Raw genomic sequence first — 26,659 nt, 5'->3', positions numbered from 1 at the left:
GTGGTGGGCATCGCCGTGTCCGGTGGAGCGACGGGCGCGGTGCCGTGACAACGAGGGCGGGCGGCCCTGGGAGTGACCCCCGGACCGCCCGCGCTCGGAACGTCAGGCTGCGTCGCGTCAGTTGTTGCCGACGCCGTTGCCCGAGAGGACCGGGATGTCGTCCAGGATGTGCGACAGCGGCTCGTCGCCCTTCGCCTGGGTGGAGTTGTCGGTGCACTGCTGGTTCTGCGGGTTGGACAGGACGTTGATGTCCTGGACCGTGATCGGCACGAGGCCGATGAGCGAACCGACGTTGACCTTGGCGGGCAGGCCGACGCAGAGCTTGTTCAGGGTGCCCTGGACGAGCTGGTTCTGCGGGCTCCAGTCGCCCTCGGTCTCGGCGTTGCCGATCTCCGACTCGGCACCGTTGCCGTTGACGGTGGTGGTGCCACCGTCGTTGCCGATCGCCATGGCCGTGGGAGCCGCGACTGCGGACAGACCGAGCAGGGACACGGCCACTGCAGCGCCGGCCATCATCTTCTTCATCAACTTCACCTTTCGGAGCGTCCCGTTGTGGAACGTACTGATCAACTGCCGGGGGTCCCGATCGGTTGCGCAGTACCACTCAAATGGGTTCGATCCGGCGCAAGGTCGACGCCACTGCCCAGTTCCCCCAAGCCTCAGCCGCCGGGGGCGTCGTCCGGGGTACGGGCCGCCGGTACGAATCCGCCACTACGGCGGGGGGCGGGCTCCTGACCCGGTTCGGCCGACGGGTGGTCGTGCCCAGCCGCCCGCCACTCGGCGACGAGCCGGTCGTAGATCGGGGTGCCGCCCGGGGCGGGCCACCGCTCTGCGCTCTGCGAGGTCTGACTGTCGTACGGATCCATGCAGAGGCCCTACCCGGCCCGGCCCGGATCGTCAGCCGGGGCTACGGCATCCGGCCCAACCGGGTGCCCCGTCCGGAGGCGCCGGCATACGACGAAGGGCCGGTCCGTCCGGTCCGGCGAAGAACACTCGCCGTACGGATGGACCGGCCCCACGCGGGTCACGCGGTGCGGGCCGGAGCTACCCGGTCTCAGTTGTTGCCGGCACCGTTGCCCGAGAGGATCGGGATGTCGTTGAGCAGGTGCGACAGGGCCTCGTCACCCTTGGCCTGGGTGGAGTTCTCGGTGCACTGCTGGTTCTGCGGCGAGGACAGGACGTTGATGTCCTGGACCGAGATCGGCACCAGGCCGATGAGCGAGCCGAGGTTGGCCTTGGCCGGCAGGGCGATGCAGGGCTTGTTGAGCGAGCCCTGGATCAGCGCGAACTGCGGGCTCCAGTCGCCGTGGGTCTCGGAGTTGCCGTAGGCCTGCGAGGCGCCGTTGCCGTTGACGGTGGTGGTGCCGCCGTCGTTGGCGATCGCCATGGCGGACGGGGCGGCCGCAGCGGAGACACCGACGACCGAGACGGCAACCGCCGCCGAAGCCATGATCTTCTTGAACATGAAAGAGCCCTTCTGAGGAGTGATACGGGTCGAGGAAGGAACCAGGGGGGACGGTCGCGCCACAGCGGTCAGCCGCCGAGGGGAACTCCACCGAGCAGCGGAGCGGCGCCCTCGGCCACACCCGTCGCCTGGCCCGCCAGCTTGCCGACCGTGCCGTCCTCGGAGACCGTCTCGGCGGTCTCGGCGACCGCGCCAACGACCGGGTCGACGACCTGCGGGGCACTGGCCATCACCTGGTTGAGGCCGCTGTCGAGGCTGAAGCTGGGGGCCGTGGGGGTAGTAACGGCGAAGGCGGGGGCGGCCGTTCCCAGGGCAGCCACGGAACCGACAACGAGTGCGGCGGTCTTCGCGTACTTCACTTTTCTGGTTCCCTTCTGCGCGGCGTCTGCTTCGGTCACGTCTCCGTGCCGCACACAAGCATTCTTTACCTGTGACTTCTGCCGCTTTCCTCAGGGATAACGATCAGGCCGCGTACGGGAAACTGCGCCCGTGCGACTTTCTCCGACGCAAAGGCCCCGGGCGGCCGATGCCGTCCGGGGCCTGGCCGGTCCGGGCCTCGAAAGCCCGGACCGGTTGTTCACGCGTTGATGCAGGTGTTGCCGAAGGCCGGGTTCAGCAGGCCGATCACGTTGACGGTGTTACCGCAGACGTTGACCGGGATGTGCACCGGGACCTGCACGATGTTGCCGGACAGCACGCCCGGGGAGCCCGCGGCGATGGCCTCGGCACCCGAGTCGGCCATGGCCGGCGCAGCGGCACCCATCGCCATGAGCGTTCCGGCGGCGACTGCGGCAACCTTGGTGTACTTCACTTTTTTTGTCCCTTTCCTCGGCGGAGTCCGGTGCGGTCACGACTGTCGTGCCCGCCCGAGCAGATCCTGATCGCTCGGGACTCCGGCGCTGTCCTACGTAACGATGAACATCCGGGTTCGAAACTGTTCCACGGGCGGATTTCCAGATATCCGCCCGAATGCCGCAACGGCCATGGAGGCGTACGGCAGGGAATGCGGCGAAAAAGGCTGAAGAAACGATGCCGCATTCCCGGGAGAGCAACGGGCCCGGGCCGCTCGGTGGAGGAACGCCGATGGCCCGGGCCCGAGTAGAGCGGCTGCTGATCAGCCGTTGCCGGTGCCGTTGCCGGAGAGGATCGGGATGTCCTCCAGGATGTGCGACAGGGCCTCGTCACCCTTGGCCTGGGTGGAGTTCTCGGTGCACTGCTGGTTCTGCGGCGAGGACAGGACGTTGATGTCCTGGACCGTGATCGGCACGAGGCCGATGAGCGAGCCGAGGTTGGCCTTGGCCGGCAGGGCGATGCAGGGCTTGTTGAGCGAGCCCTGGATCAGCGCGAACTGCGGGCTCCAGTCACCGTGGGTCTCGGAGTTGCCGTACGACTGCGAAGCGCCGTTGCCGTTGACCGTCGTGGTGCCGCCATCGTTGGCGATCGCCATGGCCTGCGTCGAGCCGAGCCCGAGGATGGAGGCAGCGACAGCGCCCGTAGCCAGAACCTTCTTGATCACGATTAACCCTTCTCGTACCGGTCGCCCCGTGGCGGAGCGCCCTGATCAACTCGGTGCCGGGTGTTTGGTTCCGTGCATTCACCCGAATGCCGGGCACGGGGGCGTACTGCGCGGGAGTGCGACCGGCCCGCACCCGCGCGCGCCTCTAACACTGCCTCTGTTCGCACGGCCATGTGTTCGTGAAGAAATTGCGTACGCGGCATCTCGCGCGTTCGCCCGAACGGGTCGACCTGCGCCGGCCACCCGCTCACCCCGCACCCATCGCCGCACCGCCCCTGGCGAGGTCAACACCGTTCACCGAACAGAAAGTTGGGGCTGAATCGTTTCCCTTCAACAGCGGCGGGGTCAGGGGACGGTTCATCCAATCCATCCGTTCGGGTGATTACACAATTTCCACGGCGACCCAAGTTTCCCGCCCGGCCTTCGATCGTTAGGGCAATCGTCCAGCGCGCGTGTATCGACTTTCACCATGGCTTCCCGCGGGGATCCGGGGGTCCGTCACGACAGCGGCGCCACCCGACGGCTCCTCGCGCGAAGCACCCACGCGAATGTTTCGCGAATGTCCTAAGGAAGGGCAAGTAATGCGACAGGCCTTGAATAAAAGCATGATCGTCATGGCGGCCGCGTCGGGCCTCCTGGCCGCGGCCGGCGGCGCGGCGCACGCCGACTCCTCGGCCGAGGGCGCTGCCGTCGGTTCGCCGGGGGTCGGTTCGGGCAATGCCGTGCAGGCGCCGGTGCACATCCCGGTCAACGCGTGCGGCAACACCGTCAATGTGATCGCCCTGTTGAACCCCGCGTTCGGCAACTCCTGCGCGAACGTGAGCTCCAGCGGCCACGACGACGGTTACGGGAACGGTCAGGGCGGTAACCGCACGGGCGGTGCCAGTGCCGAGGGCGCGGCGGTCGGCTCCCCCGGGGTGCTCTCGGGCAACCTCGTGCAGGCCCCGGTCCACGTGCCGTTGAACGTGTGCGGCAACACCGTGAACGTGGTCGGCGCGCTCAACCCGGTCTTCGGCAACAAGTGCGCGAACGTGAGCGGCCCGAAGGACGAGTACCCGCCCACCGAGCCGCCGGGCGAGGAGCCGCCCACGGAGGAGCCCCCGACCGAGGAGCCCCCCACGGAGGAGCCGCCCACCGAAGAGCCGCCCACGGAGGAGCCCCCGACCGAGGAGCCCCCCACCGAGGAGCCCCCGGTCGACGAGCCCCCGACCGAAGAGCCGCCGGTGGACGAGCCGCCCACGGAGGAGCCCCCGGTCGACGAGCCGCCGACCCAGGAGCCGCCCGTCGACGAGCCGCCGGTCGACGAGCCCCCGGCCGAGCAGCCGCCCACCGACACCCCCGGATCGAACAACCCCGGTCCGAACACTCCGGGTACGCACACCCCCGGCTCCGGGACCCCGGGCCTGGCCGACACCGGTGCGGCCGGTCTCGGCCTGGCGGCCGGTGCGAGCGCCGCGCTGCTGCTGGGCGGGTCGGTGCTGATGCGCCGCACCCGTAACGCGCGGGACTGATACCCACCCGCCGCGGAGACGAGGTCCGGCCGGACAGCGGGGACTGTCCGGCCGGACCTTTCGCGCGCCCGGAAGCGGGGTGCGACGCCGAGGGACGCAGGGCATGGGAAAGGGGTCGGAGCATGGCAGCAGCAGCAGCGTTACGTATCGGCGTGATCGGCGGCAGCATCGCCGGGTGCGCGGCCGCCGTCGCGGGCTCCCGGGCCGGGGCGGACGTCACCGTGTACGAGCGGAGCGGCGCCGAGCTCCAGGACCGGGGGTTCGGCATCGTGATCCCGCCGCCGCTCCACCGGGAGCTGGTCGCATCCGGCTATCTGGACGCGCGGATGGAGACGGCTCCGGTGGCGACGCGGGTCTGGCTGACCCGGGAGCCGGGTGGACGTTCGGCGCGGGAGCTGGCCCGCCAGTCCTCCCCCGTGACGCCGTGCAACTGGGGTCTGCTGTGGCGGTCGTTACGCGCGAGCGCGGGTGCGGGTGCGGTGCGGTATCTGCGGGGAGAGCCCGTCACCTCGGTCGGCGAGGGCCCCGACGGGCGGGCGGTGGTCACCACCGCGCGGGGTGCGGAGCGGTACGACATCGTGGTCGGGGCCGACGGACACGCCTCGCACACCCGGCAGTTGCTCGCTCCGGGGTTGACTCCGGAACCGGCCGGCTACCTGGTCTGGCGCGGGGCGATTCCGCTGAGCGCGCTGGCGGACCATCCCCGGGAGCTGGAGCTGCTGCGCGGGGCGTGGGTGACGCTGGGGTTCCCGGGCGGGCACGGGATCTTCTATCTGATCCCCGGAGCCGGTGACCGGTCGCTCGCGTACGCCATCTACGGCAGGCCGCCCGCCGCCTCGTCCGCGGACGCCGATCCGGGGCCGTACGTAAGCGAGTTGGCGAAGGAACACTTCCCAGCGGCGTGGGCGGAGATCGTCGGCCACGGCACGCACCGGACGACGGCCTGCCATCCGGTCGCCGATGTCCAGGTCCCCCGGGCCGCCCGGGCTCCGCTGCTGCTCGCCGGGGACGCGGCCGGGGTGAGCCGGCCGCACACGGCCAGCGGTGCGGTCAAGGCGTTGCAGGACGCGCTCTGCCTGGAGCGGGTGCTGCGCGAGGGGCCGACGCCCGCCGCGGCGCTGGAGCGGTACGCGGACGAACGTACGGCGGCGGGCGCCCACCTGGTGGCGCTGGGGCGTCGCATGGGCCGGGCGCAGGTGGAGGAGACCCCCGACTGGGCGGCCATGGGGCAGGAGGAGGTGGACGTCTGGTTCCGCGGGGTGCTGGCGGGGACGCGGCACTACCTGTACGAGCAGCCGGGGGCCGGTGTCACGGCGTGACCCTTTCGAAGACGGCGGCGAGGGCCTGGCCGCCGCCGATGCACATCGTCTCCAGTCCGTAGCGGCCTTCGCGGCGGTGGAGTTCGCGGGTGAGGGTGGCGAGGATCCGGGCTCCGGTGGCGCCGACCGGGTGGCCCAGCGAGATGCCCGAGCCGTTGACGTTGATCCGCTGCTCGTGGTCGGTGGCGCCGAGGCCCAGCTCCCGGGTGCAGGCGAGGACCTGGGCGGCGAACGCCTCGTTCAGCTCGATCAGGTCGAGGTCGGCGAGGGTGAGGCCGGCCCGGTCCAGTGCCGTACGGGTGGCGGTGACGGGGGCGATGCCCATGGTGGCGGCGGGGACGCCCGCGCGGGCGCAGGAGACGAGGCGGACGAGCGGGGTGAGGCCGAGGCGTTCGGCGGTCTCGGCGCTGGTGACCAGGCAGGCGGCGGCCGCGTCGTTCTGGCCGCTGGCGTTGCCCGCCGTGACGGTGGCGTCCGGGTCGGACTTGACCATCACCGGTCGGAGCGCGGCGAGTTGTTCGGCGGTGGTGTCGGGGCGGGGGTGCTCGTCGGCGGTGACGGTGGTCTCGCCCTTGCGGGTGCGTACGGTGACGGGGACGGTCTCCGCCGTGTACCGGCCCTCGGCGGTGGCGGTGGCCGCCCGCTGCTGGGAGCGCAGAGCGAGGGCGTCCTGGTCGGCGCGGCTGATCCCGTACTCCCGGCGCAGGTTCTCCGCCGTCTCGATCATGCCGCCGGGGACCGGGTGGTGGACGCCTCCGGCGGTGACCCGGCCCCGGGCGAGGGAGTCGTGGAGCTGGAGGCCGGGGCCCTTGATGCCCCAGCGTCCGACGTGGGTGTAGTAGGGCGCGGCGCTCATGACGTCGACCCCGCCCGCGATGACGACCTCGCTGAACCCGGCCTGGATCTGCATGGCCGCGTCCAGGACCGCCTGGAGGCCTGAGCCGCAGCGGCGGTCGATCTGGGTGCCGGTGACGGTGGCGGGCAGCCCGGCGTCCAGGGCGGCGACCCGGCCGATGGCGGGGGCCTCGCTGGACGGGTAGGCGTGGCCGAGGATCACCTCGTCGACCCGGTCGGGGTCGACGCCCGTGCGGGCGACGACCTCGGCGATGACGTGCGCGGCGAGCGAGGCCGGTGTCTGCTGCGCGAACGCTCCGCCGAAGCGGCCGATGGGGGTGCGCAGCGGTTCGCAGATGACGACTTCGAGCGGCACGGCGGGGCCTTTCCGGGGGCGGTGGTGGCGGTACGCGCGGGTGCGTGCGGGCGGTGGTAGTGACCTTCGCATCCGGTCACTGAGTCGGTCCAATATCGAATGTGCGGCGATTTGAGAGGCTGTGCGTCCTAATCGGGGTGGCGTACGGGTGTCGGCAGGGCGTCCTCCGCTACGGCGAGTACCGCGCGCAGGGCGGCGGAGGGGTTGTCGGTGCGCCAGGCGAGGGCGGCGCGGAGGCGGATGGGAGGGCCGGCGAGCGGGCGGTAGACCAGGCCGTTCTGCTGGATGTGCTGGACGGAGGTGACCGTGAGGGTGACGCCGACCCCGGCGGCGACCAGGGCCAGGATCGTGTACGAGTCGGGGGCCTCCTGGACGACGCGCGGGGTGAACCCGGCGCTCTCGCAGGCCTCGGTCATGGCGTCGCGGACGGTGGAGCCGGAGTTGGCGGGGAAGGAGACGAAGGGTTCGCCGGCGAGGACGTCGAGCGGGACGGCCTCCCGCCGGGCGAGCGGGTGGTCGGAGGGCAGGGCGCAGACCAGCTCCTCCTCGTCGATCACCCGGTGGGCGACGCCGGGCCGGGTCACCGGCAGCCGGACGAAGCCGAGGTCGAGCGAGCCGTCAGCGACCCGGGCCAGGGCGGTGTTGGCGTACGTCTGGCCGGTCATGACGAGTTCGAGCCCGGGGTGGGCGGCGCGGACGGCGCGGGTGAGCTGGGGCAGCGTCTCGTGGCTGGAGGCTCCGGCGAAGCCGATGGTGACCCGGCCCAACTCGCCGATCCCCGCCGATCTCGCGGCCCGTACGGCGGTGTCCAGGTCGTCGAGGACGGTCCGTACGGGTTCGAGGAAGGACTCCCCCGCGCTGGTGAGCCGGACCGAGCGGGTGTTGCGGTGGAAGAGCTGGACGCCGAGCTCCCTCTCCAGCTGGCGGATCTGCTGGCTCAGCGGCGGCTGGGCCATCTGGAGCCGCTTGGCGGCCCGGCCAAAGTGCAGCTCCTCGGCCACGGCGAGGAAGGCGTTCAGGTGGCGCAGTTCCATATTCATACTCCTGGCGTCTTGATCCGACCTTAATTCGGTATTGGACAGCCATCAATGGGCGCTGACACCGTGGGGCCGTCGTCGAGGCACGATGAGGAGCAGCGTGGACCGGACCGCGGCCGGCAAGGTCATGTCGATGCGGGAGGCCGTCGCCTCCTTCGTCCACGACGGGGACACCGTGAGCCTCGAAGGGTTCACCCATCTCATCCCGACCGCCGCCGGGCACGAGATCATCCGGCAGGGCCGGCGGGATCTCACGGTCGTCCGGATGACGGCGGACATCGTGGTGGACCAGATGCTGGCCGCCGGGTGCGTGACGCGGCTGGTCTCCTCCTTCGTGGGGAACTCCTCCGCCGGTTCGCTCGGTGAGCTGCGGCGGCGTATCGAGCACGCCGATCCCGAGCCGCTGGCGTACGAGGAGTACAGCCACTACGGGATGGTCTGCCGCTACCTGGCCGGTGCGCAGCGGCTGCCGTTCTACCCGCTGCGTTCGTACGCGGGCAGCGATCTGCCGTCGGTCAACCCGGGGATCCGCAAGGTCACGTCGCCCTATCCGGCCGCCGACGGGACCGCCGAGCAGATCCATGTCGTGCCGCCCGTCAACCCGGACGTGACGTTCATCCACGCCCAGCGCGCCGACCACCGGGGCAACACCCAGATCTGGGGGCTCACCGGCATCCAGGCCGAGGCGGTGTACGCGGCAGAGAAGGCGGTCGTGGTGGTGGAGGAGCTGGTGGCGGACGAGGTGGTCCGCGCGGATCCGAACCGCACCCTCGTCCCCGCGCACGCGGTCGACGCGGTGGTCGTCTGCCCGCGCGGGGCGCATCCCTCGTTCGCGCAGGGCTACTACGACCGGGACAACGCCTTCTACCGGGCCTGGTCCGCGATCAGCAAGGACCCGGTGCGGCTGCGGGAGTGGCTGGAGGAGTGGGTGTACGGGACCGCCGACCACGCGGCGTACGTGGCGAAGCTCGGCGAGGGATTCTGGGCGGGGCTCGCGGTGGGCGAGGCGCTGAGCGGGCAGGTCGACTACGGGAGGCGGCTGTGAGCGAGGAGCGTACGCGGGTTGCGGGGGCCGTCACCTCCTCCGAGCTGCTCTCCGTCGTCGCCGCTCGGGAACTGGTGGGCCGCCGGACCGTGTTCGCCGGGATCGGGCTGCCGACGCTCGCCGCCGAGCTGGCGCATCTGACCGTCGCGCCGGAGATCGAGGTGGTGTACGAGTCCGGGGTCTGCGGGGCCCATCCGTCCCATCTGCCGGAGACCATCGCGGACGCCGTGCTGATCACGGGCGCCGAGGCGGTGCTGACGATGGCCGCGCTGTTCGGCTCCGTGCTCCAGGGCGGCCACATCGACGTCGGCTTCCTGGGGGCCGCGCAGATCGACCGGTGGGGCAACCTCAACACCTCCGTGATCGGGGAGTGGGAGCGCCCGTCGGTACGGCTGCCGGGCTCCGGGGGCGCGGTCGAGGTGATGGCCAACGCCCGGGAGGTCTTCGTCGTGATGCGCCGCCACACTCCTCGCTCCTTCGCCGAAGAGCTCGACTTCTGTACGACGCCCGGCCCGGACCGGGCGCTCGCGGACGGCATCCGCCCGCTCGGTACCGGCGTCACCCGGGTCATCACCGAGCTGGGCATCCTCGCCCGGGACGGCGTCGGCGACGAGCTGCGGCTGGTCGCCGTGCACCCCGGGGTCACCGTCGAGCAGGTGCGGGCCGCGACCGGCTGGGAGCTGAAGGTGGCCGACACGGTGACGACGGTGGAGCCGCCCACCGGTGCTGAGCTGCGACTCCTGCGCGACGATGTCGACCCCGACCGTGTCTACCTCCGCTGACACCCTCTTCATCACCATCTCCGCTTCATGACCGTCTCCGCCGAAAGGGCCCCAACTGCCATGCGTATCAGGATCGTCGGAGCCGGGGCCATGGGCCGCGGCATCGCCCAGTGGGCGGCGAGCGCGGGACACACCGTGGAGCTGGGCGACGTACGGGCCGAAGCGGTGACGGACGCCGTGGAGTTCGTCGTCTCGATGCTGGACCGGGCGGTGGCCAAGGGCCGGATGTCCGCCGCCGGCCGGGACGCGTCCGTGGCGCGGCTGGTGCCGCTGGCCGACCCGTGGGCGGCCGGGCCGGACGTGGAGCTGGTCATCGAGGCCGTACGGGAGGACCTGGAGACCAAGGCCGAGGTGTTCGGGAAGCTGGAGCGGGCGCTGCCGTCCTCCGCCGTCTTCGCGACCAACACCTCGTCCCTGTCGGTGACCCGGATCGCGGCGACCCTCCAGGACCCGTCGCGCCTGGCCGGGCTGCACTTCTTCAACCCGGTGCCGCTGATGCGGATCGTGGAGGTGGTGCCGGGGGCGGCGACCCGCCCGGAGATCCCGGCGCTGCTGACCGAGCTGGTGGAGGGGTGCGGGCACCGGGCGGTGACCGTGGCCGACACCCCCGGCTTTCTGGTCAACCACGCGGGGCGCGGGCTGGTGACGGAGGCACTCGCGCTGCTGGAGGAGTCGGTGGCGGGGCCCGCGGACATCGACCGGATCGCGCGGGACGTGCTGGGGCTGCGGATGGGCCCGTTCGAGCTGATGGACCTGACGGGGCTGGATGTGACGGCCGCGGTGATCGACTCGATCTGGCAGGGCTTCCGGTACGAGGACCGGCTCCGGCCTTCGTACCTCACCCCGAACCGGGTGGTGGCGGGGCTGCACGGGCGTAAGACCGGGCAGGGCTGGTACGCGTACGGCGACGGCGCCGAGGGACCGGCTCCGGAACCGGCGGTGACCGGGGACGGCGACCGGCCGGTGTTCCTGGCCGCGAGCGGGTCCGGGGAGACCGCGGCGTACGTGGAGGCCTTGGCCGGTGCGCTGGAGGCGGCCGGGGTCCGGGTCGAGCGGGGTGACGGGCCCTCCTCCGATGCGCTGGTGCTGGTGCCGGTCTGGGGCACCACGGTGTCCGGTGCGATCCGGGCGGGCGGGCTGCCGGCGGAGCGGACGGTGGGCGTGGAGGTGCTGCCCGCGGCCGGGCGGCGGCGGGTCCTGGCGGTGACGGCCGCCACCGGCCCGGCGGCGGCCCGGGACGCGCGGGCGGTGCTGGCGCGGGCGGCGGGCGGTGAGCCGCACGCCGTGACGGTGGTGCGGGACACGGCGGGCTCCGTCGCGCAGCGGCTGCTGTCGTCGATCGTCGCCGTGGGCGCCTCGATCGCGGAGCGGTCGCTCGCCACCCCGGCCGACATCGATCTGGCGGTGACGACCGGGCTCGGCTATCCGGCCGGGCCGCTGGCCTGGGGCGAGCGGATCGGGGCTCCCCGGCTGCTGGAGCTCCAGCGGGCGCTGCACGCGACGACGGGCGATCCGCGCCACCGGCCGACGCGGTGGGTGACCGAGCGGGCGGATCTGGGGCTCGCGCTGACCGAGGCGGGGACTTCAGTGGGTGACTGCTGGGGGTGACCCCGATGGGGCGCCCGGCGTCCGATTCGTACAAGACCGTGGGGACGGTGGGCGCCTACCGTCGCTCCATGACTCCACGACTCGACGCGATCAGCATCATCACGGCCGACCTGGCGGCCTCGCTCGCCTTCTACCGCAGGCTCGGCCTCGACATCCCTGCCGGGGCGGAGTCCGCCCCGCATGTGGAGGTGGTCCTGCCGGGCGGGCAGCGGCTGCTGTGGGACACCGAGGACGTCATCCTCTCGTTCGACCCGAGCTGGGAGCGCCCGGCGGGCGGGGAGCGGCTGGGGCTGGCGTTCGTCTGCGACAGCCCGGCGGAGGTGGACGCGCTGTACGCGGAGCTCACCGGTGCCGGGTACGCGGGGCACCTGAAGCCGTGGGACGCGGTGTGGGGGCAGCGCTACGCTGTGGTGCTGGACCCGGACGGCTGCGGGGTCTCGCTGTTCGCCGCCGCCTCCGAGTCGCCTGCCGCCGAGGCGAAGTAGACCCCGAGGGTCGTGCCGGCCAGGTCGCGCATCTCCCGGGCGAGGTGGGCCTGGTCGGTGCAGCCCGCCGCGCAGGCCGCTTCTGCGTACGGGAGGCCGGTGCGGATGAGCTCCAGGGCGCGCTGGAGGCGAAGGATGCGGGCCAGCGTCTTGGGGCCGTAGCCGAAGGCGGCAAGGGAGCGGCGGTGGAGCTGGCGGGCGCCGAGTCCGGCCTCCGCCGCCGTCGCCGCGACGGACCGGCCCCGGCGCAGTCCCTCGGCGACGGCGACCGTCCGCGGGTCCGGGGGTCCGGTGTCGGCGATGCGGTCCAGAGCGAACCGTTCCAGGGCCGCCGCGGGGTCGGGGGCCCGGTCGATCCGGTCGGTGAGCCGGCGTACGGCTGCCGAGGGCCAGAGGTCGGTGAGGTCGGCGCGGTGGTCGCGCAGCTCGTGCGCCGGTATGCCGAGGAGTACGGGGGCGGTGCCGGGGGCGAGGCGGATCGCGGCGCAGGAGGCCCGGTTCCGCGGTTCCACCTGGAAGGCGTGGGTGTCAGGACCGGCGACGACGATACGGCCGTCGGTCCAGATCAGGTCCATGCAGCCGTCGGGCAGCACGGAGCGGGGCTCCCGCGGCGGGTGGTCGGGGGCGTCCCAGGTCCAGACGACGGCACCGGGCAGCCGGGAGGGCCGTTCCCGGTAGCGCCGCTGTTCCTGGTCCATGTCCCCACGCTAGCGCGGAAGGTCAGGCCGACGGCGGTCCGGAGTCGTTCGTGGAGTGCCCCGACTCCTTGCCCGCCTTGCCGCCCTTCGGTTCCTTCTCCCAGGTCGACTGGAGCCGTGACTTGACGTCGTCGGGCGGCAGGAAGCGGGACCAGCGCTCGGGGAACTCCGAGGGCATGTACGCCGGGCCGTCATCCTCGTCCTCGTCGTCGTCCCCGGTGTCCCAGGTGGCCGGGCGGGTCCGGGCGACGAACTCGGCGGCCTGCGCGGCCCGGACGCGTTCGGTGGCCTCGCGGGCGGCGGCGGTGGCGAGCGAGGGCCACACGTGGTCGATGGCCGCGTTGACCGCGGCGCCGACCAGGACGGCGAAGGCGGAGATGCCGATCCAGAGCAGGACGGCGATGGGTGCCGCCAAGGAGCCGTAGATCGTGGGGCCTTCGACGGTGTTCGTGAGGTAGATCCGGAGCAGGAAGCTGCCGAGCACCCACATCCCGAGCGCCACGAGCGCCCCGGGGACGTCCTCGATCCAGGGCGAACGGACGGGGACGGACACGTGGTAGAGCGTGGTGAGGAACGCGATCGTCAGCAATATGACCAGCGGCCAGTAGAGGACGGCGATGACCTCGGTGCCCCAGGGCACGAGTTCGACGACCCGGTCGGGGCCGACGACGAGCAGCGGCAGCACCACCGCACCCAGCAGCAGGGCGACGACGTACAGCAGGAAGGCGAGCAGGCGGGTCTTGACGATGCCGCGGTGGCCGTCGAGGCCGTACATGACGGTGATGGTGTCGATGAAGACGTTCACCGCGCGGGAGCCGGACCACAGGGCGATGGCGAAGCCGATGGAGATCACGTCGGGGCGGGCGCCGGTGGTGACGTCGGCCAGCAGCGGTTTGGCGAAGTCGTTGACCCCGCGCTCGGAGAGCACGGTCTGCGAGGCCGAGAGGATGTTGCGCTCGATGGAGGCGACCGTGGTGGTGGTCGTCCACTCGTCGACGTAACCGAGCAGCCCGATCATGCCGAGCAGCAGCGGCGGCAGGGAGAGCAGGGTGAAGAAGGCCGCCTCGGCCGCCAGCCCGAGGATCCGGTACTCGATGCACGAGTTGACGGTGTCCTTGAGCAACTGCCATGCCATCCGCCGCTTGGAGACGTTGCGGTAGAGGACTCGGGCCCGGTGGAGTCGGCCCGGTGGCCGCTCGGGTGTTTCATTTGCTGCCTGCACCTCCTTACCGTATCGGCATGGCAGCCACCACCCACACAGTGACCAATCAGGTTCCGCCGCTGGTCGGCTATGACGTCTTCGCCGCGGACCGGGCCCTGTCCGAGGCCGTCGAGCGGCACATCGATCCGGGCGTCCTGCCCGCGGCGCGGGAGGAACTCAGCAGGCTCGGGCAGTCGGCGGGTTCGGCTCAGGCTCAGGAGTGGGGTGCCCAGGCCAACGAGCATCCGCCCGTTCTGCGCACCCACGACCGGTATGGGAACCGGATCGACGAAGTCGAGTTCCATCCGTCCTGGCACCGGCTCCTGGGCCACGCGGTCGCCGCCGGGCTGACCGACGCCTGGGGCCGGCCGGCCGGCCATGTGCGGCGTGCGGCCGGGTTCCTGGTCTGGACGCAGGCCGAGGCGGGGCACGGCTGCCCGCTCTCGATGACGCACGCCGCGGTGCCCGCGCTGCGGACCGACCCGGTGCTGGCCGCCGAGTGGGAGCCGCGGCTGACCTCGTACGTCTACGAGGAGGGGCTGCGGCCCGCGCAGGAGAAGGCCGGGGTGCTCTTCGGGATGGGGATGACGGAGAAGCAGGGCGGCACCGACGTACGGTCCAACACGACCCGGGCGGAGCCGCTGTCCGGGGAGGGCGAGTATCTGCTCACCGGGCACAAGTGGTTCTGTTCGGCGCCGATGTCGGACGGGTTCCTCGTGCTGGCGCAGGCGCCGGGCGGGCTGACGTGCTTCCTGGTGCCGCGGGTGCTGCCCGACGGTACGCGCAACGTGTTCGCGATCCAGCGGCTGAAGGACAAGCTGGGCAACAAGTCCAACGCCTCCAGCGAGGTCGAGTTCGACGGGACCTGGGCCCGCCGGGTCGGCGAGGAGGGGCGCGGGGTGCGCACCATCATCGAGATGGTGGCGGCCACCCGGCTGGACTGCGTGGTGGGTTCGGCGGCGCTGATGCGGCAGGCGGTGGCCCAGGCGATCCACCACGCCACGTACCGCTCGGCGTTCGGCGGGCTGCTGATCGACAAGCCGCTGATGCGCAACGTGCTGGCCGATCTGGCGCTGGAGTCGGAGGCGGCGACCGTCCTGGCGATGCGGCTGGCCTCGGCGTACGACACGGACACCGAGGAGGAGCGGGCGTTCCTGCGGATCGCGGTGCCCGCCGCCAAATACTGGGTCACCAAGCGGTGCACGCCGGTCGTCGGCGAGGCGCTGGAATGCCTCGGCGGGAACGGGTACGTCGAGGAGTCGGGGATGCCCCGGCTGCTGCGTGAGGCGCCGCTCAACTCGATCTGGGAGGGCTCGGGGAACGTACAGGCGCTGGACGTGCTGCGGGCGCTCCAGCGGGAGCCGCAGGCGCTGGACGCGTTCCTGCGGGAGGTCGGGAAGGCGCGCGGGGCCGATCACCGGCTGGACGCGGCGATCAAGGACCTGCTGACCGAGCTGGCGGACCTGGAGGGGATCGAGGCGCGGGCGCGGCGGCTGGTGGAGCGGATGGCGCTGGTGCTCCAGGGGTCGCTGCTGGTGCGGTGGGCGCCGCCGGAGGTCTCCGACGCGTTCTGCGCGTCACGGCTGGGCGGGGACTGGGGCACGGCGTTCGGGACGCTGCCGCACAGTCTGGATCTGGCCTCGGTGGTGAACCGGGCCCGGCCGGTCGCGGAGTAGGCGCCGGGGAAGCGACGGAGGGTGGTGCTGCGCCGACACGGCACCACCCTCCATGCTTGAACCGTGCCGCTCGCCGGGCACGGGCCCGGCGTACGGCACGCTCCCACTCTCGTACGGTTCGGTGCGGCATCGCCAGAGTTGCAAAGGGTTGCAACCATTGTGTGGACTGCGCGGTGGGTACGTCCGGGCAGCGGCAGGATGGGGCCGGAGAGCTCACAGTGTTTCGGGGGGAACGGGTGGGGACCATGAGTCGGACGAGTTCTGCCGGAGCGGTGCGCGTGATCGGCCAGGAGGCGGACCGCGCGACCCGGCTGCTCCACCGGGCCAGGGAGGCCCGGCTGGCGGGCGAGCGGTCCTCCGTCGCCCCGCGCGCGGAGATCGACGCCTCCTGGGAGCGCGTCGTACGCAGCGGTATCGACCCCGAGCAGTCGCCGGAGAGCGAGCTGCTGGAGGCCGAGGAGATCGAGCACCGGCGGCACAGCACGGCCCTCGGCGAGGTGATGCCGCTGCTGCGGGCGGGGCTCGCGTCCATCGCCGACGCCGCGCAGCAGATCATGGTGGTCACCGACGTGGAGGGCCGGGTGCTGTGGCGCCAGGGCAACTCCGGAGTGCTCCACCGGGCGCACGACATCTGCCTGGAGGAGGGGGCGGCCTGGGCGGAGGGGGCGACGGGGACGAACGCGATCGGTACGGCGCTGGCGGCCCGCGCACCGATCCAGGTCCACTCGGCCGAGCACTTCATCCGGGCCCTGCACAACTGGACCTGCGCGGCGGCCCCGGTCCGCGATCCGCGCGACGGGCGGCTGGTGGGGATCGTCGACATCAGCGGCCCCGCCTCCACCTTCCATCCGGCGACGCTGGCCCTGGTGGACTCGGTGGCCCGGCTCGCCGAGGGGGAGATCCGTACCCGCCATCTGGTGGCGATCGAGCGGCTGCGTGCGGTGGCGGCGCCGATCCTGTGCCGGCTGGGTGGCCGGGCTCTGGCGGTGGACACGCACGGGTGGCTGGCGGCGGTGACGGGGATGCCGCCGGTGGGCCGGCTGCCGCTGCCGAAGTCGCTGGTGGCGGGGCGGGTGTGGCTGCCCTCGCTGGGGATGTGCCGGGTGGAGCCGCTGCCGGGCGGCTGGCTGGTGCAGGTGTCGGACAGCACGGCGGAGGGGGCGCCGCGCCGGGCGGTGCTCGACCTGAGCCGGCCGCGGGCGCTCGCCGTGCACCTGGTGGGGCCCCTGGGCACCTCGACGCAGCGGCTCTCGCCGCGCCACGCGGAGCTGCTGTACGCGCTGGCGGTGCACCGGGAGGGGCGCAGCGCCTCCGAGCTGGCGCAGGACCTCTTCGGGGACGCGACCCGGACGGTGACGGTACGGGCCGAGATCTCGCGGCTGCGGCGCCATCTGGCGGAGGTGCTGGCGCACCGCCCGTACCGCTTCGGGGAGGGAGTGGAGGTGGAGGTGGTTCGCCCGGAGCACCCGGCCGATCTGCTGCCGCACTCGAAGGCGCCGGTGGTGACGGGGGCGCGGCGGGGGGCGGCACCGGCCTGACCGGGGGCGCTGCGCGCACAAGGGCGGCGGCATGGTTGTCTGACCGGCATGAGCAACCCCGCGCAGCCCCCCGTATCCGACGCCGAGGCGACCCGGGCGACCACCGAGGTCACCATCTGGTCGCTGGAGCAGACCTCGCCCGCCGATCTGCGGCCCGCCGCCGTACCGGAGGGCGATCTGCGCATCGTCCGGTCCGAGGTGGTGCTGCCGGAGTTCAGCCGGTTCCTCTACACGGCGGTGGGCGGCGACATCCGGTGGACCGACCGGCTGGGCATGACGTACGACGAGTGGCAGAAGTCGCTGGAGAGGCCCGGGGCCGAGACCTGGGTGGCGTACGCGAACGGGACGCCGGCCGGGTACGTGGAGCTGGACCCGCAGGACGGCGGCGTGGTCGAGATCATGTACTTCGGGCTGATCCCGGCCTTCCGGGGGCGGCGGATCGGCGGCCACCTGCTGTCGTACGGGGTGGAGCGCGCCTGGGACCTGGCGGAGCGCTGGCCCGAGCGGCCGCCGACGGAGCGGGTGTGGCTGCACACGTGCTCGAAGGACGGCCCGTACGCGATGGACAACTACCTGCGCCGGGGCTTCCGGCTCTTCCACACGAAGACCGAGGTGGAGCCGGACGTGGCGACCCCGGGACCGTGGCCGGGAGCGTACGGCGCCTGATCCTCGTCCCGGCCCGTCGTTCGGGGCCTTCACCGGCCCCACCCTGGGGCAATTTGTCCCCATTGCCACGGACGTAACCTGTGACCGATACCACAGAGTCTCACTCTACGAGACCATCTCGTCCACATCATGGATAGTGGTGGACTGCCCCGAGATCCGCGTGACACGCTTCCGTCATGTCTGGAACTGGAATTGCCTTGGTGAGTCGACGCCACGTCGACCTCTGCCGCATGTCCAGCGCCATCTGTCCGGCGGGCTGAGAGTCCCAGCACCGCCGCGCCCCACCACCTCTGCCCGAACCCAGCGCACCGCCGCGCCTCAGCGCGAGTGCGCCGTTCAGAGCCGCCCTCCTGCAGTCCCGAAGGACGTACTGTCATGGCCGCTACCCCGGAACAGCCTGCGACCACCACGCCCCGCCGCAAGGCCGGACGCCACCGTGGCGAGGGTCAGTGGGCCGTGGGCCACCACACCCCCCTCAACGGGAACGAGCAGTTCAAGAAGGACGACGACGGTCTCAACGTACGGACACGTATTGAGACGATCTACTCCAAGCGTGGTTTCGACTCCATCGACCCCAACGACCTGCGCGGACGCATGCGTTGGTGGGGTCTGTACACCCAGCGCAAGCCCGGCATCGACGGCGGCAAGACCGCTGTGCTGGAGCCGGAGGAGCTGGACGACAAGTTCTTCATGCTGCGCGTCCGGATCGACGGCGGCCGGCTGACCACGCAGCAGCTGCGGGTGATCGGGGAGATCTCCCAGGAGTTCGCGCGCGGGACCGCCGACCTCACCGACCGGCAGAACGTGCAGTACCACTGGATCCGGATCGAGGACGTGCCGGAGATCTGGCGGCGCCTCGAGGAGGTGGGCCTCTCCACCACCGAGGCCTGCGGTGACACGCCCCGCGTGATCCTCGGCTCCCCGGTAGCGGGCATCGCCGAGAACGAGATCATCGACGGCACCCCCGCGATCGACGAGATCCAGCGGCGCTTCATCGGCAACCCCGACTTCTCCAACCTGCCCCGCAAGTTCAAGTCCGCCGTCTCCGGCTCGCCGCAGCTGGACGTGGCGCACGAGATCAACGACATCGCGTTCGTCGGTGTGAACCACCCGGTCCACGGCCCCGGCTTCGACCTCTGGGTCGGCGGCGGCCTCTCCACCAACCCCAAGCTCGGGGTCCGGCTCGGCGCCTGGGTGCCGCTGGACGAGGTGGCCGACGTGTACGGCGGGGTCATCGGGATCTTCCGCGACTACGGCTACCGGCGGCTGCGCACCCGCGCCCGGCTGAAGTTCCTCGTCGCGGACTGGGGCGCGGAGAAGTTCCGCCAGGTCCTGGAGGACGACTACCTCCAGCGCAAGCTGGTCGACGGCCCCGCGCCCGAGCAGCCCGCCCAGACCTGGCGCGACCACCTCGGGGTGCACCGGCAGAAGGACGGCCGCTTCTACGTCGGCTTCGCCGCGCGGGTGGGCCGCGTCGACGGCACCACGCTCACCAAGATCGCGGAGGTGGCCGAGGCGCACGGCTCCGGCCGGGTGCGGACCACCGCCGAGCAGAAGATGATCGTGCTGGACGTGGCCGAGGAGCAGGTCGAGTCCCTGGTCGCCGGTCTGGAGGCGCTCGACCTGCGGGTCACGCCCTCCCCGTTCCGGCGCGGCACGATGGCCTGCACCGGCATCGAGTTCTGCAAGCTGGCGATCGTCGAGACGAAGGCGCGCGGCGCCTCGCTCATCGACGAACTGGAGCGCCGCATCCCGGAGTTCGACCACCCGATCACCATCAACATCAACGGCTGCCCGAACGCCTGCGCCCGTATCCAGGTCGCGGACATCGGTCTCAAGGGCCAGTTGATGCTGGACGAGAACGGCGAGCAGGTCGAGGGCTACCAGGTGCACCTCGGCGGCGCGCTCGGCCTGGAGGCCGGGTTCGGCCGCAAGGTCCGTGGCCTGAAGGTCACTTCGGCCGAACTGCCGGACTACGTCGAGCGGGTTCTCGGCCGGTTCCAGGAGGAGCGCGAGGACGGCGAGCGCTTCGCGACCTGGGCGGCGCGCGCCAGTGCGGAGTCGCTGTCATGAGCGAGCGAGCCGCCCCGTTCTACTGCCCGTACTGCGGTGACGAGGACCTGCGCCCCAACGAGACCGGTCACGGCGCCTGGGAATGTGCCTCCTGCAACCGTGCGTTCCAGCTGAAGTTCCTGGGTCTGCTGACCCGGGGCGTGCAGCGCAACGACGGTGAAGGGGACCGGATATGACGGAAACTCTGATCAGTGGAGAGCTGACCGACCGCGAACTCCAGGAGCTGGCCGAGCAGGCGGGCCGGGAGCTGGAGGACGCCTCCGCCACCGAGATCCTGAAGTGGGCGGCCGACACCTTCGGGCCGCGCTTCTGCGTCACCTCCTCCATGGAGGACGCCGTGGTCGCGCACCTGGCCTCGCAAGTGATGCCGGGCGTCGACGTGGTCTTCCTCGACACCGGCTACCACTTCCCCGAGACCATCGGGACCCGGGACGCGGTGGACGCGGTGATGGACGTCAACGTCATCACGATCACCCCCCGGCAGACGGTGGCGGAGCAGGACGCGGAGCACGGCGAGAAGCTGCACGACCGCGACCCCGACCTGTGCTGCGCGCTGCGCAAGGTCAAGCCGTTGGAGGACGGCCTGACCGCGTACGCCGCGTGGGCGACGGGGCTGCGCCGCGACGAGTCCCCCACCCGGGCGAACACCCCGGTCGTCGGCTGGGACGCCAAGCGCCGCAAGGTGAAGGTCTCCCCCATCGCCCGCTGGACCCAGGACGACGTGGACGCCTACGTGCTGGAGCACGGGGTGCTCACCAACCCGCTGCTGATGGACGGTTACGCCTCCGTCGGCTGCGCGCCCTGCACCCGCCGGGTGCTGGAGGGCGAGGACGCACGGGCCGGCCGCTGGGCCGGCCGCGGCAAGACCGAATGCGGGCTGCACGGCTGATGACGACTGATCAGGAGAGTTCGATGAGCGTGACGGAGACGGGAGCCACGATCTGGCTGACCGGTCTGCCGAGCGCGGGCAAGACCACCATCGCGTACGAGCTGGCGGGCCGGCTGCGGACCGAGGGCCACAAGGTGGAGGTGCTCGACGGCGACGAGATCCGCGAGTTCCTCTCCGCGGGCCTCGGCTTCTCCCGCGAGGACCGGCACACCAACGTGGCCCGGATCGGCTTCGTCGCCGAGCTCCTCGCCGCCAACGGCGTGAAGGTGCTGGTCCCCGTCATCGCCCCGTTCGCCGACAGCCGCGAGGCGGTCCGCAAGCGGCACGCCGCCGAGTCCACCACCTACCTGGAGGTGCACGTGGCGACGCCCGTCGAGGTGTGCTCCGTACGGGATGTGAAGGGCCTTTACGCCAAGCAGGCGGCGGGCGAGATCAGCGGTCTCACCGGGGTCGACGACCCCTACGAGGCGCCCGAATCGCCCGACCTGCGCATCGAGTCGCACCAGCAGACCGTGCAGGAGTCAGCGGCGGCGCTCCACGCGCTGCTCACCGAGAGGGGCCTGGCGTGAGTGCCGTCACCACCACCGTGTCCGGGGACACCGCGAACCCGTACGCGCTCAGCCACCTGGACTCCCTGGAGTCCGAGGCGGTCCACATCTTCCGTGAGGTGGCGGGGGAGTTCGAGCGGCCGGTGATCCTGTTCTCCGGCGGCAAGGACTCCATCGTGATGCTGCACCTGGCGCTGAAGGCGTTCGCGCCGGCGCCGGTGCCGTTCACGCTGCTGCACGTGGACACCGGGCACAACTTCCCCGAGGTCCTGGAGTACCGCGACCGTACGGTGAAGAAGCACGGGCTGCGGCTCCATGTCGCCTCCGTGCAGGAGTACATCGACGCCGGGAAGCTCCGCGAGCGCCCCGACGGCACCCGCAACCCGCTCCAGACCGTGCCGCTCACCGAGGCGATCCAGCAGCACCGCTTCGACGCGGTGTTCGGCGGCGGGCGGCGCGACGAGGAGAAGGCGCGCGCCAAGGAGCGGGTCTTCTCGCTGCGCGACGAGTTCTCGCAGTGGGACCCGCGCCGCCAGCGCCCCGAGCTGTGGCAGCTCTACAACGGCCGGCACGCCCCCGGTGAGCACGTCCGGGTCTTCCCGATCTCCAACTGGACCGAGCTGGACGTCTGGCAGTACATCGAGCGCGAGGGGATCGAGCTCCCGGAGATCTACTTCGCCCATGAGCGCGAGGTCTTCTCCCGCAGCGGCATGTGGCTGACGGCCGGCGGCTGGGGCGGTCCCAAGGACCACGAGGCCACCGAGACCCGTCTGGTGCGCTACCGCACGGTCGGCGACATGTCCTGCACCGGTGCCGTCGACTCCGACGCCACCACGCTGGAGGCCGTGATCACCGAGATCGCCGCCTCCCGGCTCACCGAGCGGGGCGCGACCCGCGCGGACGACAAGATGTCCGAGGCCGCGATGGAAGACCGCAAGCGCGAGGGGTACTTCTAAATGACCACTACAGCTGAGCAGTTGAGCGCCACCACCCTGCTGCGCTTCGCCACCGCCGGGTCGGTCGACGACGGCAAGTCCACCCTCGTGGGACGTCTGCTGCACGACTCCAAGTCGATCCTCACCGATCAGCTGGAGGCCGTCGAGCAGGTGTCGCTGAGCCGCGGCCAGGAGGCGCCGGACCTGGCGCTGCTGACCGACGGGCTGCGGGCCGAGCGTGAGCAGGGCATCACCATCGATGTCGCCTACCGCTACTTCGCCACCACCCGCCGCCGGTTCATCCTCGCCGACACCCCGGGCCATGTGCAGTACACCCGCAACATGGTGACGGGCGCCTCCACCGCCGAGCTGGCCGTGGTCCTGGTCGACGCCCGCAACGGGGTCGTCGAGCAGACCCGCCGCCACGCCGCCGTGGCCGCGCTGCTGCGCGTCCCGCACGTCGTGCTGGCCGTCAACAAGATGGACCTCGTCGACTACGCGGAGCCCGTGTTCGCCGCGATAGCCGAGGAGTTCACCGCGTACGCCGCATCGCTCGGCGTCCCGGAGATCACCGCGATCCCCATCTCGGCACTGGCCGGGGACAACGTGGTGGAGCCGTCCGCGCACATGGACTGGTACGGCGGGCCGACCGTCCTGGAGCACCTGGAGACGGTCCCGGTCAGCCACGACCTCACCGCCTGCCACGCGCGGTTCCCCGTGCAGTACGTGATCCGGCCGCAGACCGCCGAGCACCCGGACTACCGGGGGTACGCCGGTCAGATCGCCGCCGGGGTCTTCCGGGTCGGCGAGGCCGTCTCCGTACTCCCCTCGGGGCGTACGACGACGATCACGGGCATCGACGCGCTCGGTGAGAGCGTCGACATCGCGTGGGCGCCGCAGTCGGTGACGCTGCGACTGGCCGACGACATCGACATCTCGCGCGGCGATCTGATCGCCCCCGCCACCGACGTGCCGCCGGTCACCCAGGACATCGAGGCGACCGTCTGCCACGTCGCCGACCAGCCGCTCTCCGTGGGCCAGCGGGTGCTGCTGAAGCACACCACCCGTACGGTCAAGGCGATCGTCAAGGACATCCCGTCGCGGCTGACCCTGGACGACCTCTCCCAGCACCCGGCGCCCGGGCAGCTGGTCGCCAACGACATCGGCCGGGTCGTCGTGCGGACCGCCGAGCCGCTCGCGCTCGACGCGTACGAGGACTCGCGGCGCACCGGCTCGTTCCTGCTGATCGACCCGGCGGACGGGACGACGCTGAGCGCCGGCATGGCGGGCGCCGCGTTCGCCGCGGTCGCCGAAGCCGTCACCCAGGCCGCCGACGACGACGCCGAATGGGACTTCTGATGACCGGTGACTTCTTCTCCACCTTCGCGAAGGAGGGCGGCCGCGTGGGCAGCGGCGCCCTCGGCAGCGGCCAGGGAGGCGTGGGGCGATGTGCGTGATGACGTACGCGCACCGCTCGCGCGCCCTGAATCCCCCGCACCCGTACCGCCGAAGACCTGCCGATCTCCCGGCCGCGCCCCCCTGACCATCAGCGGGACGCGAGTACCGGGCCAACGAGAGGAAAGCCTCCCGTGCCTGCCCACCGTTCCACCGTTCGTCGCTCCATAGCCGCTGTCGCGGCCCTGCCGCTGCTCGCCCTGGCCGCCACCGCCTGCGGTTACGGCTCCGACGCCAAGGACGACGACGCGAAGAAGGCGAACGTCTCCGCCGGAGGGAAGAAGCTCTCCGCGGACACCGTGAAGATCGGCTACTTCCCGAACCTCACGCACGCCACCGCCCTGGTCGGTATCCAGGAAGGCACCATCCAGAAGGCGCTGGGCGGCACCAAGGTCGAGTCCACGACCTTCAACGCCGGCCCCTCCGAGATCGAGGCGCTGAACGCGGGCTCGATCGACATCGGCTTCATCGGCCCCTCCCCCGCCATCAACGCCTACGTCAAGTCCCAGGGCAAGGGCCTGCGGATCGTGGCGGGTTCGGCCTCCGGCGGGGTGAAGCTGGTCGTCAACCCGAAGAAGATCAAGACCCTGGACGACCTCAAGGGCAAGCGGATCGCGACCCCGCAGATCGGCAACACGCAGGACGTGGCCTTCCTCAACTGGATCTCCGAGAAGGGCTGGAAGGTCGACCCGCAGAGCGGCAAGGGCGACGTCTCGGTGGTCCGCTCGGACAACAAGGTGACGCCCGACGCCTACAAGTCCGGTTCGCTGGACGGCGCGTGGGTCCCGGAGCCGACCGCCTCGAAGCTGGTCTCCGAGGGCGCGAAGGTGCTCCTCGACGAGAAGGACCTGTGGCCGGACAAGAAGTTCGTGATCACGCACATCATCGTGTCGCAGAAGTTCCTCGACGCGCACCCCGACGTGGTCGAGGCCGTGGTCAAGGGTTCGGTCTCCACCAACAAGTGGATCAACGCCAACCCCGAGGAGGCCAAGGCGTCCGCCAACAAGGCGCTGGAGAAGCTGAGCGGCAAGGCGCTGCCGCAGGAGATCCTCGACCCGGCGTGGGAGTCCGTCGAGTTCACCAACGACCCGCTGGCCACCACGCTGAAGACCCAGTCGGAGTTCTCGGTGAAGGCCGGTCTGCTGGAGAACCCGAAGCTGGAGGGCATCTACGACCTGGGCCCGCTGAACAAGATCCTCAAGGCTGAGGGTCAGCCCGAGGTCTCCGACGCCGGTCTCGGCGTCAAGTAGCCAACCCGTACAGGACCCAGGATTCCCAGGAGGTGACGACCATGGCGACCACCACCCTCACCAAGGCCGAGGACCGTACGACGGTCGAGCACGCCGCCCGTCTCGCGCACGTCTCGAAGTCCTTCGCCGGACCCACGGGGCAGCAGCTCGTCCTGGACGACATCACCCTCGATGTCGCTCCGGGTGAGTTCGTCACCCTCCTGGGAGCCTCCGGGTGCGGAAAGTCGACGCTGCTCAATCTGGTGGCCGGACTCGACCGCCCGTCCGCGGGGTCCATCGAAACCCCCGGCGGGCGGCCGGCCCTGATGTTCCAGGAGCACGCCCTCTTCCCGTGGCTGACCGCGGGCAAGAACATCGAACTGGCCCTGCGGCTGCGCGGGGTCCCGAAGTCGGAGCGCCGCACCGAGGCCGAGCGGCTGCTCGAACTCGTCCGTCTGGGCGGCGCGTACGGCAAGCGGGTGCACGAGCTGTCCGGCGGTATGCGGCAGCGGGTCGCGATGGCCCGCGCGCTGGCCCAGGACAGCCAACTGCTGCTGATGGACGAGCCGTTCGCGGCGCTGGACGCCATCACCCGCGATGTGCTGCACGACGAGCTGACCCGGATCTGGCGGGAGACGAACGCCTCGGTCCTCTTCGTGACGCACAACGTGCGCGAGGCCGTACGGCTCGCGCAGCGTGTCGTGCTGCTCTCGTCCCGGCCGGGCCGCATCGCCCGCGAGTGGACGGTGGACATCGAGCAGCCGCGCCGCATCGAGGACACCGCCGTGGCGGAGCTGTCCGTCGAGATCACCGAAGAACTGCGTGGGGAGATCCGCCGACATGGCCAGCACTGACATCACGTCGAGCCGGAAACGGCCGGACGGGACGGCCGACCCCGTCGACGGGAAGCCCGACGATCTGGCCGGTCTGGAGGCCGGCCTCGACGCCCTGGACGCGGTGCAGATCCGCCGCACCCCGGTCCGCGAGGTCCTGAAGAGCAAGGTGCTGCCGCCCGTCGTGGCGGTGGCCCTGGTACTCATCGTCTGGGAGCTGCTGGTCCGCGCCGAGGTCACCGAGGTCTACAAGCTGCCGCCGCCGTCCGCGGTCTGGGACAGCGCGAAGGACATGTGGCTCAAGGGCACGCTGCTGGAGGTCGTCTGGACCAGCGTCTCGCGCGGTCTGCTCGGCTTCCTCCTCGCTGTCGCCATCGGTACGCCGCTGGGGCTGCTGGTCGCCCGGGTGAAGCTGATCCGGGCGGCGATCGGGCCGATCCTGTCCGGGCTCCAGTCGCTGCCGTCGGTCGCGTGGGTGGCCCCGGCGGTCATCTGGCTCGGGCTGAACGACAGCATGATGTACGCGGTGATCCTGCTGGGCGCGGTGCCCTCGATCGCCAACGGGCTGGTCTCGGGCGTCGACCAGGTGCCGCCGCTGTTCCTGCGGGCGGGCCGGACGCTCGGCGCCACCGGCATCCGGGGCACCTGGCACATCGTGCTGCCGGCCGCGCTGCCCGGCTATCTGGCGGGTCTCAAGCAGGGCTGGGCGTTCTCCTGGCGCTCGCTGATGGCCGCCGAGATCATCGCGTCCTCGCCCGAACTGGGATTGGGCCTGGGTCAGTTGCTGGAGAACGGCCGCAGCAACTTCGACATGCCCGGGGTCTTCCTCTCGATCCTGCTCATCCTGTTCGTCGGCATCGCGATCGACCTGCTGATCTTCAGTCCGCTGGAGCGGTGGGTGCTGCGCAGCCGCGGCCTCCTCGTCAAGAACTGAGTCACG

At 71.4% G+C, this 26,659-nt stretch carries 28 protein-coding genes and 1 pseudogene; 19 read left to right on the top strand and 10 right to left on the bottom strand.

Annotated elements, in window-relative coordinates; translation table 11 throughout:
* Nucleotides 1-117: 117 nt before the first annotated feature.
* The 6 genes from IF17_RS0104610 to IF17_RS0104590 all read right to left on the bottom strand — a co-directional run bounded on the left by IF17_RS0104610 (nucleotide 118) and on the right by IF17_RS0104590 (nucleotide 2,981).
* Nucleotides 118-525, bottom strand: coding sequence for a rodlin (locus IF17_RS0104610; protein WP_018514630.1), 408 nt, complete (start codon nucleotides 523-525; stop codon nucleotides 118-120).
* A gap of 134 nt (nucleotides 526-659) precedes the next feature.
* Nucleotides 660-866 carry a hypothetical protein gene (locus tag IF17_RS1000000137480; RefSeq protein ID WP_076966726.1) on the bottom strand — a complete coding sequence of 69 codons (207 nt, stop codon included), beginning with the start codon at nucleotides 864-866 and terminating at the stop codon, nucleotides 660-662.
* A 188-nt stretch (nucleotides 867-1,054) separates the two neighbouring features.
* Nucleotides 1,055-1,465 carry a rodlin gene (locus tag IF17_RS0104605; RefSeq protein WP_018514628.1) on the bottom strand — a complete coding sequence of 137 codons (411 nt, stop codon included), beginning with the start codon at nucleotides 1,463-1,465 and terminating at the stop codon, nucleotides 1,055-1,057.
* 68 nt (nucleotides 1,466-1,533) lie between these two features.
* Nucleotides 1,534-1,824 carry a hypothetical protein gene (locus tag IF17_RS0104600; RefSeq protein ID WP_018514627.1) on the bottom strand — a complete coding sequence of 97 codons (291 nt, stop codon included), beginning with the start codon at nucleotides 1,822-1,824 and terminating at the stop codon, nucleotides 1,534-1,536.
* 218 nt (nucleotides 1,825-2,042) lie between these two features.
* The gene (locus tag IF17_RS0104595) at nucleotides 2,043-2,276 is read right to left on the bottom strand and encodes a chaplin (protein ID WP_018514626.1); all 234 of its coding nucleotides are present in this window, start codon (nucleotides 2,274-2,276) and stop codon (nucleotides 2,043-2,045) included.
* A 303-nt stretch (nucleotides 2,277-2,579) separates the two neighbouring features.
* Entirely contained in the window at nucleotides 2,580-2,981 is a 402-nt protein-coding gene (locus IF17_RS0104590) for a rodlin (RefSeq protein ID WP_018514625.1), read from the bottom strand.
* A 605-nt stretch (nucleotides 2,982-3,586) separates the two neighbouring features.
* Between IF17_RS0104590 and IF17_RS0104585 the strand changes: the two genes are divergently transcribed.
* Nucleotides 3,587-4,492, top strand: coding sequence for a chaplin (locus tag IF17_RS0104585; protein ID WP_239119776.1), 906 nt, complete (start codon nucleotides 3,587-3,589; stop codon nucleotides 4,490-4,492).
* Between the two features lie 122 nt (nucleotides 4,493-4,614).
* Nucleotides 4,615-5,811: an FAD-dependent monooxygenase gene (locus IF17_RS0104580; RefSeq protein WP_032771753.1), complete on the top strand. Its 1,197-nt coding sequence runs from the start codon at nucleotides 4,615-4,617 to the stop codon at nucleotides 5,809-5,811.
* Here the strand turns inward: IF17_RS0104580 and IF17_RS0104575 are convergent.
* Together IF17_RS0104575 and IF17_RS0104570 are read right to left on the bottom strand one after the other, a co-directional pair.
* On the bottom strand, nucleotides 5,801-7,021 hold the full coding sequence (locus tag IF17_RS0104575; protein WP_030562402.1) for an acetyl-CoA C-acetyltransferase: 1,221 nt from the start codon (nucleotides 7,019-7,021) through the stop codon (nucleotides 5,801-5,803). The genes IF17_RS0104580 and IF17_RS0104575 overlap by 11 nt on opposite strands.
* A gap of 128 nt (nucleotides 7,022-7,149) precedes the next feature.
* A complete protein-coding gene (locus IF17_RS0104570; RefSeq protein WP_030562401.1) occupies nucleotides 7,150-8,055 on the bottom strand; it encodes a LysR family transcriptional regulator in 906 nt (301 codons plus the stop codon).
* A 103-nt stretch (nucleotides 8,056-8,158) separates the two neighbouring features.
* On the opposite strand from IF17_RS0104570, the gene IF17_RS0104565 reads away from it, so the two are divergent.
* The 4 genes from IF17_RS0104565 (at nucleotide 8,159) to IF17_RS0104550 (ending at nucleotide 11,978) form a co-directional block, all read left to right on the top strand.
* Nucleotides 8,159-9,103: a CoA transferase subunit A gene (locus tag IF17_RS0104565; protein WP_202591955.1), complete on the top strand. Its 945-nt coding sequence runs from the start codon at nucleotides 8,159-8,161 to the stop codon at nucleotides 9,101-9,103.
* On the top strand, nucleotides 9,100-9,885 hold the full coding sequence (locus IF17_RS0104560; protein ID WP_030562398.1) for a CoA-transferase subunit beta: 786 nt from the start codon (nucleotides 9,100-9,102) through the stop codon (nucleotides 9,883-9,885). Before IF17_RS0104565 ends, IF17_RS0104560 begins: the two co-directional genes overlap by 4 nt.
* A gap of 60 nt (nucleotides 9,886-9,945) precedes the next feature.
* Nucleotides 9,946-11,493, top strand: a complete 1,548-nt coding sequence (locus IF17_RS0104555; RefSeq protein ID WP_030562396.1) for a 3-hydroxyacyl-CoA dehydrogenase — start codon at nucleotides 9,946-9,948, stop codon at nucleotides 11,491-11,493.
* 68 nt (nucleotides 11,494-11,561) lie between these two features.
* Nucleotides 11,562-11,978, top strand: a complete 417-nt coding sequence (locus IF17_RS0104550; protein ID WP_030562394.1) for a VOC family protein — start codon at nucleotides 11,562-11,564, stop codon at nucleotides 11,976-11,978.
* Here the strand turns inward: IF17_RS0104550 and IF17_RS0104545 are convergent.
* Nucleotides 11,894-12,676, bottom strand: coding sequence for a DUF6597 domain-containing transcriptional factor (locus IF17_RS0104545; protein ID WP_030562392.1), 783 nt, complete (start codon nucleotides 12,674-12,676; stop codon nucleotides 11,894-11,896). The two genes, IF17_RS0104550 and IF17_RS0104545, sit on opposite strands and share 85 nt — an antisense overlap.
* Before the next feature lie 22 nt (nucleotides 12,677-12,698).
* Nucleotides 12,699-13,898 (bottom strand): YihY/virulence factor BrkB family protein, encoded by a 1,200-nt coding sequence (locus tag IF17_RS0104540; protein ID WP_030562390.1) that lies wholly within the window; start codon nucleotides 13,896-13,898, stop codon nucleotides 12,699-12,701.
* Nucleotides 13,899-13,915: 17 nt separating this feature from the next.
* Here IF17_RS0104540 and IF17_RS0104535 point away from each other — a divergent pair, with 17 nt between their 5' ends.
* From IF17_RS0104535 to IF17_RS0104475, 13 genes and pseudogenes are all read left to right on the top strand, one after another.
* Nucleotides 13,916-15,553 (top strand): acyl-CoA dehydrogenase family protein, encoded by a 1,638-nt coding sequence (locus IF17_RS0104535; RefSeq protein ID WP_030562388.1) that lies wholly within the window; start codon nucleotides 13,916-13,918, stop codon nucleotides 15,551-15,553.
* Nucleotides 15,554-15,798: 245 nt separating this feature from the next.
* On the top strand, nucleotides 15,799-17,091 hold the full coding sequence (locus IF17_RS0104530) for a helix-turn-helix domain-containing protein (protein WP_030562385.1): 1,293 nt from the start codon (nucleotides 15,799-15,801) through the stop codon (nucleotides 17,089-17,091).
* A gap of 48 nt (nucleotides 17,092-17,139) precedes the next feature.
* Nucleotides 17,140-17,757: a GNAT family N-acetyltransferase gene (locus tag IF17_RS0104525; RefSeq protein ID WP_030562383.1), complete on the top strand. Its 618-nt coding sequence runs from the start codon at nucleotides 17,140-17,142 to the stop codon at nucleotides 17,755-17,757.
* A gap of 188 nt (nucleotides 17,758-17,945) precedes the next feature.
* Nucleotides 17,946-18,017: pseudogene (locus IF17_RS1000000140205) on the top strand (putative leader peptide); the annotation flags it as partial.
* A 115-nt stretch (nucleotides 18,018-18,132) separates the two neighbouring features.
* Nucleotides 18,133-19,830 (top strand): nitrite/sulfite reductase, encoded by a 1,698-nt coding sequence (locus IF17_RS0104520; protein WP_030562381.1) that lies wholly within the window; start codon nucleotides 18,133-18,135, stop codon nucleotides 19,828-19,830.
* Nucleotides 19,827-20,006, top strand: a complete 180-nt coding sequence (locus IF17_RS0104515; protein WP_007449013.1) for a hypothetical protein — start codon at nucleotides 19,827-19,829, stop codon at nucleotides 20,004-20,006. The genes IF17_RS0104520 and IF17_RS0104515 overlap by 4 nt, the downstream gene beginning before the upstream one ends.
* Complete coding sequence (locus IF17_RS0104510; RefSeq protein ID WP_030562378.1) at nucleotides 20,003-20,719, top strand: phosphoadenylyl-sulfate reductase; 717 nt, start codon at nucleotides 20,003-20,005, stop codon at nucleotides 20,717-20,719. Before IF17_RS0104515 ends, IF17_RS0104510 begins: the two co-directional genes overlap by 4 nt.
* Before the next feature lie 23 nt (nucleotides 20,720-20,742).
* Entirely contained in the window at nucleotides 20,743-21,288 is a 546-nt protein-coding gene (gene cysC, locus IF17_RS0104505) for an adenylyl-sulfate kinase (RefSeq protein WP_010059288.1), read from the top strand.
* The gene (cysD, locus tag IF17_RS0104500; RefSeq protein ID WP_030562373.1) at nucleotides 21,285-22,223 is read left to right on the top strand and encodes a sulfate adenylyltransferase subunit CysD; all 939 of its coding nucleotides are present in this window, start codon (nucleotides 21,285-21,287) and stop codon (nucleotides 22,221-22,223) included. The genes cysC and cysD overlap by 4 nt, the downstream gene beginning before the upstream one ends.
* On the top strand, nucleotides 22,224-23,561 hold the full coding sequence (locus IF17_RS0104495) for a sulfate adenylyltransferase subunit 1 (protein ID WP_030562371.1): 1,338 nt from the start codon (nucleotides 22,224-22,226) through the stop codon (nucleotides 23,559-23,561).
* A 230-nt stretch (nucleotides 23,562-23,791) separates the two neighbouring features.
* On the top strand, nucleotides 23,792-24,907 hold the full coding sequence (locus IF17_RS0104485; protein WP_030562370.1) for an aliphatic sulfonate ABC transporter substrate-binding protein: 1,116 nt from the start codon (nucleotides 23,792-23,794) through the stop codon (nucleotides 24,905-24,907).
* A 41-nt stretch (nucleotides 24,908-24,948) separates the two neighbouring features.
* Entirely contained in the window at nucleotides 24,949-25,740 is a 792-nt protein-coding gene (locus IF17_RS0104480; protein ID WP_018514603.1) for an ABC transporter ATP-binding protein, read from the top strand.
* Nucleotides 25,727-26,653 carry an ABC transporter permease gene (locus tag IF17_RS0104475; RefSeq protein ID WP_030562368.1) on the top strand — a complete coding sequence of 309 codons (927 nt, stop codon included), beginning with the start codon at nucleotides 25,727-25,729 and terminating at the stop codon, nucleotides 26,651-26,653. The genes IF17_RS0104480 and IF17_RS0104475 overlap by 14 nt, the downstream gene beginning before the upstream one ends.
* Nucleotides 26,654-26,659: the final 6 nt, after the last annotated feature.

It is taken from the genome of Streptomyces cyaneofuscatus (assembly GCF_000718135.1).
Taxonomy (GTDB): domain Bacteria; phylum Actinomycetota; class Actinomycetes; order Streptomycetales; family Streptomycetaceae; genus Streptomyces; species Streptomyces cyaneofuscatus.
Note: the sequence above shows the minus strand (reverse complement) of the source record. Positions and strands in the feature narration are given on the sequence as shown.